This window comes from Frigoribacterium sp. AC512, assembly GCF_979258295.1.
Map to the genome: position 1 here is coordinate 658,791 of NZ_OZ409850.1, position 13,026 is coordinate 671,816.

Below are 13,026 nucleotides of genomic sequence, written 5' to 3' on the forward strand. Positions count from 1 at the left end.
GTCCCGCGCGCTCGCGGTCAGGCGTCCTTCCTGCCCCAGCGGAACGTCAGCCGGGCCGCGACCGCACCGGCCACGAGCCAGACGGCCAGCCAGAGGGCCACGCCCGCCAGGTCCCAGGTGCCGCCGACCTCGGCCGCCGCGGACGACTCGGGCAGGAACACGCTCCGCATGCCCTGGGCGAGCCACTTCAGCGGGAACGCCGAGGCGACCTGCTGCAGCCACGTCGGCAGCTGCGCGAACGGCAGGTAGACGCCGGACACGAACTGCAGCACGAGCGTGATCGGCACGATGACGGCGGAGGCGCTGCGCCCGGTGCGAGGGACCCGGGACAGGCCGATACCGATCAGCGCCGAGCCGGCGAGGCCGAGCAGCCACACCCAGCCGAACGTCGCCCACGACGACGCCTCGGTCGGCAGCGGCACCCCGAACAGCACCCGGGCCACGGCGAGGAGGAGCGCCACCTGCAGCAGGTTCGTCACGACCACCTGCCCCAGCTTCCCGAGGAACCAGGAGGCGACGGGCAGCGGGGTGCCCGCCAGTCGCTTCAGGGTGCCGTCCGAGCGCTCGACGGCGATGTCGATGCCGAGGGCCTGGACGCCCGAGAGCAGCACGCCCGCGGCGATCATCCCCGGCAAGTAGTACGCGGCGGCGTCGACGGCCGAGCCGTCCGGTCGCACGCCGTACGAGCCCGACGCGCTGAAGGCCGTCGAGAAGATCGCGAGCATGACGACGGGGAAGAGGAACGTGAAGAACACCGTGTCGCCGGCGCGGAAGTAGGTCCGCACCTCGTGGCGCACCTGCACACCGGCCAGGGCGAGCACGCGGCGGAGGCCGGCCGTCGAGGAGGCGCCGGTCCGGTCCGAGGGACCACGGGACGAGCGCGTCGTGGTCGCGGTCCGCGAGGCGGCGGTCACGACGACGCCGCCTCGGCGACGAGCTCGAGGTAGACGTCCTCGAGCGACGGGCGCACGACCTCGAGGTCGCGCAGCTCGGCTCCCGCGCCGTGCAGGCGCGCGACGAGTCCGCCCGGGTCGGCCGTCCGCTCCTCGTGACGGCCTCGCGCGTCCGACCACCGCACCAGCGGGGTCCGGGCGGCGGCGCTGCCGATCTCGTCGGGGCGTCCCTCGGCGACGACGCGACCCTCCGTGATGACCGCGACCCGGTCGCTCAGCTGGGCGGCCTCGTCGAGGTAGTGGGTGGTGAGCAGGATGCTCGTGCCGTCGTCGGAGAGCGAGCGGATGAGCTCCCAGAACCGACGCCGCGCCTCCGGGTCGAAGCCCGTCGTCGGCTCGTCGAGGAACAGCAGCTCGGGGTCGCCGACGATGCCGAGAGCGACGTCGACGCGGCGCCGCTGGCCGCCCGAGAGCGCCCGGACGCGGGTGCCCGCCTGCGCCTCGAGCCCGACGGCGGCGACGACCTCGTCCACGTCGCGCGACCGCGGGTAGAGAGCGGCCATGTGGGCGACCTGCTCGCGCACGGTCGAGGTGCCCTGCTCGGCCGAGGTCTGCAGCACGATGCCGATGCGCGCCTTCCAGTCGAGCCCGCCGTGTCGCGGGTCGGTGCCGAGCACGAGGGCCTCGCCGCCGGTGCGGTCGCGGTGCCCCTCGAGGATCTCGATCGTCGTCGACTTGCCGGCGCCGTTCGGGCCGAGCAGGCCGAGCGTCTCGCCGGCCCGGAGGTCGAACGAGACGCCGTGCAGGGCGGTGGCGCGCCCGTAGGTCTTGGTGAGGTCGCGCACTCGCACGACGGGCTGTGGGGTCATGCTCCGAGCCTCGGGCAGGAGGCGCGGGCTCGGCACCCCGGACCGGGCTACCTGCATCCCCCGACCGGTGGATGCCGCAGGCTGACGCTGCCGGCGGGCCCGGCCGGCGAGCCGGTCCGGCCGACCGGGCCCGCGCCTCCTACGAGAAGAGGCGCTGGAGGCGCTGCACGCCCTCGAGCAGCTGGTCGTCGCCGAGGGCGTACGACAGGCGGAGGTAGCCGCTCGGCCCGAAGGCCTCGCCGGGCACCGTCGCGACGTCGGCCTGGTCGAGGACCAGGTCGGCGAGCTCGAGGGAGGTGGTGGGCGTGACCCCGCCCCACTCGCGGCCCAGCAGGCCGCTGACGTCGGGGTACACGTAGAACGCGCCCTCCGGGGTCGGGGCGACGACGCCGTCGATCGCGTTGAGCTCGTCGACGATGCGGCGGCGGCGGACGTCGAAGGCGCGGCGCATCGACTCGACCTCGTCCTGCGGGCCGGTGAGGGCCGCGAGGGCGGCGCGCTGAGAGACGTTCGACACGTTCGACGTGAGGTGCGACTGCAGGTTCGAGGCGCCGGCGATGACGTCCGCCGGGCCCACCATCCAGCCCACGCGCCAGCCGGTCATCGCGTAGGTCTTGGCGACGCCGTTGACGAGGATCGTCTGGTCGGCGAGCTCGGGCACCGCCTCGGTGATCGAGACGGCGCGCACGCCGTCGTAGACGAGGCTCTGGTAGATCTCGTCGCTGATCACCCAGGTGCCGGTCTCGAGCGCCCAGCGGCCGATGGCCTCGACCTCGGCGGGGGAGTAGACGGCGCCCGTCGGGTTGGACGGCGAGCAGAACAGCAGCACCTTCGTGCGGGGCGTGCGGGCGGCCTCGAGCTGCTCGACGGTGACCTTGTAGCCCTGGTCGGCGCCGGCGAAGACCTCGACCGAGACGCCGCCGGCGAGCGAGATCGCCTCGGGGTAGGTGGTCCAGTACGGCGCCGGCAGCAGGACCTCGTCGCCTTCGTCGAGCAGCGCCTGGAACGCCTGGTAGACCGCCTGCTTGCCGCCGTTGGTCACGACCACCTGCGCCGGGCGCACCGACGTGCCGCTGTCGCGGAGGGTCTTCTCGGCGATCGCCTCGCGCAGCTCGGGCAGGCCGGCGCCGGCCGAGTAGCGGTGGTTCCGCGGGTCGCGCGCCGCCGCGACCGCCGCCTCGACGATGTGGTCGGGCGTGGGGAAGTCGGGCTCGCCCGGGCCGTAGCTGATGATCGGCCGGCCCTCGGCCAGGAGCGACTTGGCCTTGGCGTCCACCTTGAGGGTGGCCGACTCGGCGATGGAGGCGATGCGGGACGAGAGGCGGCGTGTCGGCTGGGTCACGACGGCCACCCTATCCGGCGGCCCGCGGCCCCGACAGGGCGCCCCGGCCGGGCCCGTCGGCGCGTCCCGGCTTTGCAACACCGCGGGCGCTCACCTACACTTGTCGAGGCGGTCGGACACCGCAGAGTCGGCGCGCGCCTCAGGGCGAGCACGAGGCGCAGTCCGGCCCGGGGGCTCCGGCCCCATAGGGCGGTGGCTCAATTGGTAGAGCAGCGGTCTCCAAAACCGCAGGTTGCAGGTTCGAGTCCTGTCCGCCCTGCAGCCCGGCCGGGTCGCACCGACTGGTCCACCAGAGACCAGCGGGGCGGCCCGGATCACGGACCAGGCCCTCGGGTCGACCCTCGGAAGGTAGATACGACAGTGGCGAGAAAAGACCTCGACGTCCCCAGTGAGGACGTCGTCGACAAGGCGAAGTCCGACAGCGCAGCGCGTCGCAGTCCCTTCGCCCGCATCGCCCTGTTCATCCGCCAGGTGATCGCCGAGCTCAAGAAGGTCGTCACCCCGACCCGCAAAGAGCTGCTGAGCTACACCGGCGTCGTGCTCGTCTTCGTCGTCATCATGATGGCGCTGGTCACCGGTCTCGACTCGCTCTTCGGCCTCGTCGTCGGCTACGTCTTCGGCAACGGCCCCACCGGCAGCTGACGCCCGCCCGGCTGACGGACCACCCGGTCCGCGCCGTGCCCCACGATCCTCTGTGGTCGGCCAGCCGACACGGCGGCCCGATCCCCTGAACGGAAGTTGATACACAGTGCCTGACAACGAGCGCGACGACATCGATCTCGCCCCCGCCGCCGAGCAGTCCTCCGAGGTCGCCGAGACCCAGGAGGGCGACCTGATGGACGTCGACTCCGACGGCGACCAGGGCTCGGCCGAGGAGTCCGCGATCACCGTCGTCGACGAGGGCGACGAGGGCACCACCGACACGGACGACCTCGACGGCCTGCTCGACACCCTCGCCGAGGCCAGCGACCCCGAGGCCGACGCCGTCGTCGACGACGCGCTCGACATCGACGACGCCGCCGAGGCGGAGGCCGCCGTCGAGGCGACCGACGACGAGGCCGACTCCGAGGCGGAAGAGCTCGCGGACGAGGGCGACGCCGTCGGCGCGAACGCCGTCATCGCCGAGGCCGAGCAGTCCGTGCAGGACGCCGACGCCCAGGTCGCCCAGGACGACGTCGACCTCGACGTGGTCAGCGAGCAGGCCGACGAAGTCACGACCGACGCCGAGGCGGAGGACGAGGCCGAGGTCGACCCCTACGAGGCCTTCCGCTACGACCTGCGCGGCAAGCCCGGCAAGTGGTACGTCATCCACAGCTACGCCGGCTTCGAGCGTCGCGTGAAGCAGAACATCGAGAACCGCATGGTCTCCCTGACCATGGAGGACTACATCTATCAGGTCGAGGTCCCCATGGAGGACGTCGTCGAGATCAAGAACGGGCAGCGCAAGCTGGTCACCCGCGTGCGGATCCCCGGCTACGTGCTCGTCCGCATGGACCTCAACGAAGACAGCTGGTCGGTCGTCCGCCACACCCCCGGCGTCACCGGCTTCGTGGGCAACGCCCACAACCCGACGCCCCTCCGCTTCGAGGAGGCCTTCCAGATGCTGAAGAGCCTCGTCCAGGTGCAGGAGGCGGCCCCCGCCGCCAAGGGCTCGGCCAAGGGCGGCAAGCAGGCCCAGCGGGTCATCCCCGCCGAGGTCGACTTCGAGATCGGCGAGACGATCACCATCAAGGAGGGCTCGTTCGCCGGTCTTCCCGGTACGATCAACGAGATCAAGCCCGAGAGCGGCAAGCTCACGGTGCTGGTCTCCCTGTTCGAGCGCGAGACTCCCGTCGAGCTCAGCTTCGACCAGGTCACCAAGCTCTAGTCCCCAGGACGACAGCCCCACAGCTCCCCTAGATCACCGGAGTCCGCACCGCGGACCACCGGGAGAGCGGACCGCGACCGCGGCCGGCTCGAACCCCACGAGAAGGAAAAGAACAATGGCACCGAAAAAGAAGGTCACGGGTCTGATCAAGCTTCAGATCAACGCCGGCGCCGCGAACCCGGCCCCGCCCATCGGCCCGGCCCTGGGTCAGCACGGCGTGAACATCATGGAGTTCTGCAAGGCGTACAACGCCGCGACCGAGTCGCAGCGCGGCAACGTCGTCCCCGTCGAGATCACCGTCTACGAGGACCGTTCGTTCACGTTCGTCCTCAAGACCCCGCCCGCCGCGGAGCTCATCAAGAAGGCCGCCGGCGTCGCCAAGGGCTCGTCGACTCCCCACACGGACAAGGTCGGCAAGCTCACCATGGACCAGGTCCGTGAGATCGCCACCACCAAGCAGGCCGACCTGAACGCCAACGACATCGACGCCGCGGCGAAGATCATCGCCGGCACCGCCCGTTCCATGGGCATCACGGTCGACGCGTAGCCACACCCCCTCGTGCAGGCGACCCGCCTGCACGCACCAGACACCAGTGGGAGAGCCGGCCAGGCTCGCTACCACGTCCCCAGTAACGAAGAGGTCCAACATGGCTCAGAAGTCCAAGGCGTACCGCGCCGCCGCCGAGAAGATCGAGGCCGGCAAGTTCTACAGCACCAGCGAGGCCGTCGCCGTCGCTCGTGAGACCGGCTCCAAGAAGTTCGACTCCACCGTCGAGGTCGCGCTGAAGCTCGGCGTCGACCCCCGCAAGGCGGACCAGATGGTGCGCGGCACCGTCATCCTGCCCCACGGCACGGGCAAGACCGCCCGCGTCATCGTCTTCGCCACGGGCGCTGCGGCCGAGGCCGCCATCGCCGCCGGTGCGGACGAGGTCGGCGGCGACGAGCTCATCGAAAAGGTCGCCGGCGGCTACACGTCGTTCGACTCGGCCGTCTCGACGCCCGAGCTCATGGGCAAGGTCGGCCGCCTCGGAAAGGTCCTCGGACCCCGCGGCCTCATGCCCAACCCGAAGACGGGCACCGTGACCCCCAACGTCGCGCAGGCCGTCAACGACATCAAGGGCGGAAAGATCGAGTTCCGTGTCGACAAGCACGCCAACGTGCACTTCGTCATCGGCAAGGCCGGCTTCTCGGAAGAGCAGCTGAACACCAACCTCGACGCCGCCCTCGACGAGGTCGTCCGTCTGAAGCCGTCCTCCTCCAAGGGCCGCTACATCACCAAGGGCACGCTGTCGACGACCTTCGGTCCCGGCATCCCCCTCGACATCAACGTCTTCTAGGCAGCTGCTGCCCAGGCAGCGCACCTCGATCACCTGATCGTCACGACAGGCCGTCCCGCTCTCGAGCGGGGCGGCCTTCGTCGTCCCCGGCGCACGGGCACGGCGAGCACGAGGAGGCGCGGGTGCGGCACCATGGAGGCGTGACCGTCACCGCCCGCCCCGCCACCGCCTCCGACGCCCCGGCCCTCGCCTCCGTGGCGGCCCTCACGTTCCCCCTGGCCTGCCCGCCCGGCACCGCCCTGGCCGACATGGCGCGCTTCGTCACCACGGTGCTGAGCGAGCAGCGCTTCCACGAGTACCTGGCCGACCCGACGCGGCACGTGCTCGCCCTGGAGGACGACGCGGCCGCCCCGGGGGCCCCGTTGCTCGGGGCCCCGTTGCTCGGGTACGCCATGCTCGTCACGGGCGATCCCGTCGACGCCGACGTGGCCGCCGTGGTCGAGGCGCGCCCCGCCGTCGAGCTGAGCAAGTTGTACGTGGCACCCGACGCCCACGGGCAGGGCGCGGCGCGGGTCCTCATGGAGGCGACGCTGGCGACGGCCACGGCGACCGGCGCCTCCTCGATCTGGCTGGGCGTCAACCAGCAGAACGCCCGCGCCCAGGCCTTCTACGGCAAGCACGGCTTCGAGCGGGCCGGCACCAAGAGGTTCACCGTGGGCACCGAGACGCACGACGACTTCGTCCTCGTGCGTGCGCTCTAGGCCGCGACCCCGGCCCGACGCCCAGGCCGCGACCTCACTCGTCGGCCACGCGCAGGACGAGCTTGCCCCGGGTGTGGCTCTGCTCGAGCCTGCTGTGCGCGTCGGCGGCGTCGGCGAGGTCGTAGATGTCGTCGACGTGCACGCGGAGGTCGCCGGAGTCGATCAGGCGCGAGAGGACCGCGAGGGTCGACGCGTCGGGGCAGACGGCGAACCCCGTCGAACGGATGCCCCGCGCCTCGGCCTTCTCGGCGAAGGCCCGCCACGAGCGGAGCGGGGCGTGCACCGCGAGGCCGCCCGGGCGCAGCACGGCCAGCGACTGCTCGGCGACGTCGTCGTCGTCCACCAGCCCGATGACGACGTCGACGTCGCGCACGCTGCGGGCCAGCTCGGCCGAGCCGTAGTCGACGACCTCGTCCGCTCCGAGGTCGCGGAGCCAGCCGCTGTTGCGCTGCGACCCGGTGGCGACGACGTGCGCGCCGAAGTACGACGCGAGCTGCACGGCGAAGTGCCCGACGCCTCCTGCACCGGCCTGGACGAGCACGCGCTGGCCCTCGTGCGCCTTGGCGACCTCGACGACCATGCCCCAGGCGGTCAGGGCGGCGAGCGGGACGCCGGCGGCCTCGACGTGCGAGAGCGTCGCGGGCTTCCGGGCGAGGGAGGTGGCAGGCACGCTGATGTACTCGGCGTACGTCCCGCTCGTGTGCGGGAACGCAGCCATGCCGAAGACCTCGTCGCCGGGGCGGAGAGGGTGGGCGGCGTAGGGGGCCTCGACGACGACGCCGCTGAAGTCGTGGCCGAGCACGGCGGGCCAGGCCCGGACGCCGCCGCTGTCGGCCCGGCCGGCTCGGGCCTCGGCATCGACGCGGTTGACGCCCGCGGCGTGCACCTTGACCAGCACGTCCGAGCCGACACGGCAGGGCCACGGCAGGTCCGCCGCGATCAGCTCCTCGGGTCCGCCCGTCTTCTCGATCACCATGGCACGCATCGTCGTGTGCGTCATCGGGCTCCCCTGTCCGTCCGCGGCACCCGACAGGGGCGCCCGTCACCCCAGTGTCGACAGCAGATGAGTCGGTCGTGTTTCGCGGGTGTCACCGTCTGGCGAAACCTCGCTACGGTGACGGGATGAGACCGTCGACGACCACCGTGCCCGCCATCGTGCCCGCCGCGTTCCGCCTGCTCGCGGCCCTGGCCGTCGTCGCGGCGGTCGTCGGCCAGTGGGTGCGCAGCATCGAGAGCCCCGTGTACCAGTTCGCCAACTTCTTCGGCTACTTCACGATCCAGTCGAACCTGATCGCGGCCGTGGCGTTCGTCGTCGGGGCGGTGTTCCTGCTGCGCCGCCGGGCCGCGCCCGAGTGGAGCGTCGTGCTGCGCGGCGCCGCGGCGACCTACATGGTCACGACCGGCATCGTCTACAACGTGCTGCTGACGGACGTCGCCCTCGACAACTCGTTCAACGTGCAGTGGTCGAACGACGTCCTGCACAAGTGGATCCCGCTGTTCGCGCTGCTCGACTGGGTGCTGGTGGGCGACCGGGGGCGCATCGCGTGGCGGCGGCTCCCGGTGTTCCTGGTCTACCCGCTGGTCTGGCTCGTCGTGGTGCTGCTGCGCGGGCAGTCGTTCGTGCCGTACCCGTTCCTCGACGTGGAGCGCCTGGGCGCGGGCGGGGTCGCGGTCTGGTGCGTGGTCATCGCCGTCGTGATCGCGGCGCTGAGCGCCGCCGTCATCGGGCTGAGCCGGGTGCGGGTGCTCGGGGTCGACCACGGGGGAGCAGCCCGACGCAGCGAGGCCGCGCGCCGCGAGGCTCAGCGCAGCGGGTCGTAGGGCGGCGGCTCGTAGGCCCGGACGCCGGGGGCGAACGGGTCGACGGGAGCCTGGCGCGCCAGCGTGTCGAGCACGGTGTCGGCGAGGCCCACGAGGCGGTGGATCTCGTCGTCGTCGCGGTCGACCCAGCGGCACTGGGGCACGGCGTCGACGGGGACGAAGTCGAGGTGCTGCTCCCACACGACGAGGGTGCGCTCGGCCCCGAGAACGTACTGCTGCCAGAACACCTGCCGAAGGTACGAGCGCGGGATGCTCGTCCAGGCCTTCTTCGTCGTCTTGATCTCGCAGAGCTCGACGGTGCCGTCGTCGCGCACCGCCACGCCGTCGGGCGTCGCGAGGTGGCGCTGCTGCTCGTGGGCGTGGAACAGCTTCGAGCTCGGCGCGATGCGGTGCTCGGACAGCACCCAACGGGCGATCTCCGGCTCGCGGGCGCGTCCGTGGTCGGTGTAGGCGTTGCCGCCGAAGCCGTTGCCGTACAGCTTGTCGAGCACGACGGCCTGCACGGCGCGGGGGCTCGAGAGCCGTGCGACGTCGGTGGCCGTGATGCCGCGGCTGCGGGCACGCAGCCACGCGATGCGGTCGGTCGAGTCGGCGAGCACCCTCAGTTCGTGTGCCGGCCGGCGCGGGGGCGCAGGAGGCGCGGCCAGGGTCTCGTCGTCGTCCCAGAGCGAGAGCATGGGCTGGACGACGGACATGCCTCCATTGTCGCTCGTGACCGGGGCAGGTCGCGACAGGGCGCCTCCTCGTGTCGCCTCGGCGCGGGGTCCGCGGGGTCCGCGGTGCCGGGGGCCGGGGGCCGGCGAGGGTCAGACCGCGGCGGCGAGCTCGTCGATGGCCGCGGGGGAGAGGGCGTGGTGGATCGCGAGCATGCTCGCGCCGATCACGGCCGCCCGCTGGCCCGAGCGCGACTGGACGATGCTCAGGTGCTCGGTGGCCAGCGGCATCGAGCGCGAGTAGACCACCTCGCGCACGCCGGCGATGAGGTGCTCGCCGGCCTGGGCCATCGAGCCGCCGATGGCGATCGTCGACGGGTTGATGAGGTTGACGCAGGCGGTCAGCACCTCGCCGATGTCCCGCCCGGCCTGGCGGACGGCCTGGATGGCGTCGATGTCGCCCCCGCGCACCAGGTCGATCACCTCGGCGCCGCCCGCGACGTCGTGGCCCTCGCGGCGCAGGGCGGCCGCGATGGCCGGTCCCGACGCGACGGCCTCGAGGCAGCCCACGTTGCCGCAGTGGCACGCGATGCCGGCGCCGCGCGGCACCTGGACGTGGCCGATGTCGCCCGCGATGCCCTGGGCGCCGCGCTGCAGCCGACCGCCCGAGATGATGCCGGAGCCGATGCCGGTGGCCACCTTGACGAACAGGAAGTGGTCGACGCCGGGCCAGGCGAAGCTCCGCTCGCCGAGGGCCATGATGTTGACGTCGTTGTCGACGAGGACCGGCACGTCGAGGTGCCCGCGCACCCAGCCGGGCACGTCGAAGCCGTCCCAGCCGGGCATGATCGGCGGGTTCACGGGCCGACCGGTGCTGAACTGCACGGGGCCGGGGAGCCCGATGCCGACCCCGATCAGGTCGCGGCGGGTGCGCCCCAGCTCGGCGAGCAGGGCGTCGGCCTCGGAGACCATCGTCGTGAGCACGCGCTCGGGCCCGTCGGCGATGTCGAGCAGCGAGCGTCGCCCGATGAGCGTCTCTCCGACGAGGTCGGTGAGCACGAGGTTGAGGTGGCCGGCACCGAAGTCGGCCCCGAGCACGACCCGGGCCGACGGCACGAGGGCGACGCGGGAGGGCGGGCGACCGCCCGTCGAGACGGCGTCGGCGAAGGGCCCGACGAGCCCGAGCTCGACGAGGGCGTCGAGCCTCAGCCCCACGGTCGAGCGGGCGAGGCCGGTCATGGCGGCGAGCTCGGCCCGGGTGCGCGGACGACCGTCTCGGAGCAGCTGGAAGAGCTCGCTGGCGCCGGTGCTGCCGAGCGCGGACGACCGCGTCGTGTCGGACATGCTGAGCAGTAAAGCACAGGGCGAGGCGACTGCCGAGACAAGGGCGCCGATCCACGACGACTTTTGCTTGCGTTCCGACAGAAGTGGTCCTATGGTCGGTCTCGATCAGCGGTGATCGACTCCCCTCGAGGGGCAGCGGCGCCGTACTCGCCCCACTCGAAGAGGAGTCCCCCTGGTGACATCACCGATCTCGGTCCAGCTCTACACGGTCAGGGACGCCATCGCGGCCGACCTGCCCGGCACCCTCCAGCGCCTCGCCGACATCGGCTACACGCAGGTCGAGCCGTGGGGCTTCGTCGAGCGCGTCGAGGAGTACGCCGAGGCGCTGCCCGCCGCCGGCCTCACCGCGCCGAGCGCCCACGCCAAGCTCGTCGGCCAGGACCTCGAGCCGATCTTCGCCGCGGCCGTCCGGCTCGGCGTCGGCACCGTCATCGACCCGCACATCGACGAGACTCGCTGGGTCACCCGCGAGGACGTCGAGGCGATCGCCGCCGAGTTCGTCGCGATCTCCGACGCCGCAGCGGCCCACGGCCTCTCGGTCGGTTACCACAACCACGAGTTCGAGCTCGAGTCCGTCATCGACGGCACCCCCGCCCTCGAGATCTTCGCCGCGGCCCTGCCGGCCGGCGTCGTGCTCGAGGTCGACACCTACTGGGTCGAGGTCGGCGGCGTCGACGCGGCCGAGCTGCTGGCCCGTCTCGGCGACCAGGTGCAGTTCCTGCACGTCAAGGACGGCCCGGGGAGCAAGGACGACTCCGAGCAGGTCGCCGTCGGCAAGGGCGTCATGCCCGTCCGCGACATCCTCCGGGCCGCCCCGCAGGCACTCGCCGTCGTCGAGCTCGACGACACCCGCGGCGACGTGTTCACCGCCCTGACCGACAGCTACGAGTTCCTGCAGGGAGTCCGCGCATGACCGACACCGCCACGACCGCCGACACCGTCGCCGCCCGCGACGCCCGCACCGGCCCCGTCGGGGTCGGCGTGATCGGCGCAGGCGTGATCAGCGACCAGTACCTCGGCAACCTGACGAAGTTCCCCGACCTCGAGGTGCTCTTCGTCGCCGACATCGACGAGCCCCGCGCCGCCGCGCAGGCCGAGAAGTGGGGCGTGCCCGGGAGCGGCTCGGTCGACGAGCTGCTCGCCCACGACGGCGTCGAGATCGTCGTCAACCTCACGATCCCCGCCGCCCACGTCGAGGTCGCGCTCAAGGCCGTCGCGGCCGGCAAGCACGTCTGGGGCGAGAAGCCCTACGCCCTCGACCGCGAGAGCGGCGCCCGTCTGCTGCAGGCCGCGAAGGAGGCGGGGGTGCGGGTCGCCGTCGCTCCCGACACGTTCCTCGGCTCGGGCATCCAGACGGGGCTCCGCGTCGTCCGTCGCGGCGACATCGGCACGCCCCTCACCGGCCTGACGCTGTTCCAGGTGCCCGGCCCCGAGTCGTGGCACCCGAGCCCCGAGTTCCTCTTCGCCTACGGCGCCGGCCCGATGTTCGACGTCGGCCCGTACTACCTCACGACCCTCGTGCAGGTCTTCGGCCCGGTCGCGAAGGTGACCGCCACCTCCTCGAAGGCCCGCGAGACGCGCGTCATCGGTTCCGGCCCCAAGGCCGGCACCGAGTTCCCCGTCGAGGTGCCCACGCACATCAGCGCCCTGCTGCAGTTCGAGAACGGCGCGAGCGCGCAGGCCGTCTTCAGCTTCGACTCGAAGCTGGCCCGTGCCGGGTTCGTCGAGATCGCGGGCACCGAGGGCACGGCCGTGTTCCCCGACCCGAACGAGTTCGAGGGCGACACCGTCGTGCACACCGGCGGCGAGGAGCCGACCGTCGTGCCCGCGTCCGGCTCGACGTTCACCCGCGGCACCGGCGTGGCGGAGCTCGCCCAGGCGATCCGCGAGGGCCGTCGCGAGCGCGTCCCCGGCGAGCTCGCGTTCCACGTGCTCGACGTCATGGTCTCGCTGGCCGAGTCGGCCGAGCGCGGCGAGGGCGTCGTCGTCGAGTCGTCGCTCGAGCCCACGCCCGAGCTGCCCGAGGACTGGGACCCGTCGGTCCCGACCCTCGGCTGAGCCGTCGGCGGGCCGGCCTCGACGACGAGGCCGGCCCGCCACCGGGACAGCGTCCCCCCTCCACTTTCCCTCCCGAAGCACCACAGCAGCGCAGCACCACAGCCACACAGCACCACAGCACTTCCCCCGCTCGATGAAGAG

At 72.3% G+C, this 13,026-nt stretch carries 14 protein-coding genes and 1 tRNA gene; 9 read left to right on the plus strand and 6 right to left on the minus strand.

Translation table 11 applies throughout. From position 1 onward, the window contains the following. Positions 1 to 17: 17 nt before the first annotated feature. The 3 genes from ACZZ97_RS02995 to ACZZ97_RS03005 all read right to left on the minus strand — a co-directional run bounded on the left by ACZZ97_RS02995 (position 18) and on the right by ACZZ97_RS03005 (position 3,104). Complete coding sequence (locus ACZZ97_RS02995) at positions 18 to 821, minus strand: ABC transporter permease (protein WP_314102334.1); 804 nt, start codon at positions 819 to 821, stop codon at positions 18 to 20. Between the two features lie 89 nt (positions 822 to 910). Next, positions 911 to 1,762 carry an ABC transporter ATP-binding protein gene (locus ACZZ97_RS03000; RefSeq protein WP_314102316.1) on the minus strand — a complete coding sequence of 284 codons (852 nt, stop codon included), beginning with the start codon at positions 1,760 to 1,762 and terminating at the stop codon, positions 911 to 913. A gap of 139 nt (positions 1,763 to 1,901) precedes the next feature. After that, entirely contained in the window at positions 1,902 to 3,104 is a 1,203-nt protein-coding gene (locus ACZZ97_RS03005) for a pyridoxal phosphate-dependent aminotransferase (protein ID WP_463472252.1), read from the minus strand. A gap of 186 nt (positions 3,105 to 3,290) precedes the next feature. On the opposite strand from ACZZ97_RS03005, the gene ACZZ97_RS03010 reads away from it, so the two are divergent. From ACZZ97_RS03010 to ACZZ97_RS03035, 6 genes are all read left to right on the plus strand, one after another. Then, positions 3,291 to 3,363, plus strand: a tRNA-Trp gene (locus tag ACZZ97_RS03010). Between the two features lie 101 nt (positions 3,364 to 3,464). Continuing rightward, the gene (secE, locus tag ACZZ97_RS03015) at positions 3,465 to 3,746 is read left to right on the plus strand and encodes a preprotein translocase subunit SecE (protein ID WP_123546700.1); all 282 of its coding nucleotides are present in this window, start codon (positions 3,465 to 3,467) and stop codon (positions 3,744 to 3,746) included. Between the two features lie 106 nt (positions 3,747 to 3,852). Beyond that, entirely contained in the window at positions 3,853 to 4,971 is a 1,119-nt protein-coding gene (gene nusG, locus ACZZ97_RS03020; RefSeq protein ID WP_314102320.1) for a transcription termination/antitermination protein NusG, read from the plus strand. A gap of 115 nt (positions 4,972 to 5,086) precedes the next feature. Continuing rightward, the gene (gene rplK, locus ACZZ97_RS03025) at positions 5,087 to 5,518 is read left to right on the plus strand and encodes a 50S ribosomal protein L11 (RefSeq protein ID WP_123546698.1); all 432 of its coding nucleotides are present in this window, start codon (positions 5,087 to 5,089) and stop codon (positions 5,516 to 5,518) included. A 100-nt stretch (positions 5,519 to 5,618) separates the two neighbouring features. Beyond that, positions 5,619 to 6,308, plus strand: a complete 690-nt coding sequence (gene rplA / locus ACZZ97_RS03030) for a 50S ribosomal protein L1 (RefSeq protein ID WP_123546697.1) — start codon at positions 5,619 to 5,621, stop codon at positions 6,306 to 6,308. A 140-nt stretch (positions 6,309 to 6,448) separates the two neighbouring features. Beyond that, positions 6,449 to 7,009, plus strand: coding sequence for a GNAT family N-acetyltransferase (locus tag ACZZ97_RS03035; RefSeq protein WP_314102324.1), 561 nt, complete (start codon positions 6,449 to 6,451; stop codon positions 7,007 to 7,009). 34 nt (positions 7,010 to 7,043) lie between these two features. Here the strand turns inward: ACZZ97_RS03035 and ACZZ97_RS03040 are convergent, their stop codons facing one another. Then, on the minus strand, positions 7,044 to 8,009 hold the full coding sequence (locus ACZZ97_RS03040; protein WP_314102325.1) for an NADP-dependent oxidoreductase: 966 nt from the start codon (positions 8,007 to 8,009) through the stop codon (positions 7,044 to 7,046). Between the two features lie 122 nt (positions 8,010 to 8,131). Here ACZZ97_RS03040 and ACZZ97_RS03045 point away from each other — a divergent pair, with 122 nt between their 5' ends. Continuing rightward, positions 8,132 to 8,830: a Pr6Pr family membrane protein gene (locus ACZZ97_RS03045; protein WP_463472253.1), complete on the plus strand. Its 699-nt coding sequence runs from the start codon at positions 8,132 to 8,134 to the stop codon at positions 8,828 to 8,830. Here the strand turns inward: ACZZ97_RS03045 and ACZZ97_RS03050 are convergent. Beyond that, positions 8,812 to 9,525, minus strand: coding sequence for a YqaJ viral recombinase family protein (locus ACZZ97_RS03050; protein WP_463472254.1), 714 nt, complete (start codon positions 9,523 to 9,525; stop codon positions 8,812 to 8,814). The two genes, ACZZ97_RS03045 and ACZZ97_RS03050, sit on opposite strands and share 19 nt — an antisense overlap. 111 nt (positions 9,526 to 9,636) lie before the next feature. Further along, positions 9,637 to 10,827, minus strand: coding sequence for an ROK family transcriptional regulator (locus ACZZ97_RS03055; protein WP_463472255.1), 1,191 nt, complete (start codon positions 10,825 to 10,827; stop codon positions 9,637 to 9,639). Positions 10,828 to 11,002: 175 nt separating this feature from the next. Here ACZZ97_RS03055 and ACZZ97_RS03060 point away from each other — a divergent pair, with 175 nt between their 5' ends. Together ACZZ97_RS03060 and ACZZ97_RS03065 are read left to right on the plus strand one after the other, a co-directional pair. Beyond that, positions 11,003 to 11,740, plus strand: a complete 738-nt coding sequence (locus ACZZ97_RS03060) for a sugar phosphate isomerase/epimerase family protein (RefSeq protein ID WP_314102331.1) — start codon at positions 11,003 to 11,005, stop codon at positions 11,738 to 11,740. Next, positions 11,737 to 12,885 (plus strand): Gfo/Idh/MocA family protein, encoded by a 1,149-nt coding sequence (locus tag ACZZ97_RS03065; RefSeq protein ID WP_123546693.1) that lies wholly within the window; start codon positions 11,737 to 11,739, stop codon positions 12,883 to 12,885. The genes ACZZ97_RS03060 and ACZZ97_RS03065 overlap by 4 nt, the downstream gene beginning before the upstream one ends. Positions 12,886 to 13,026: the final 141 nt, after the last annotated feature.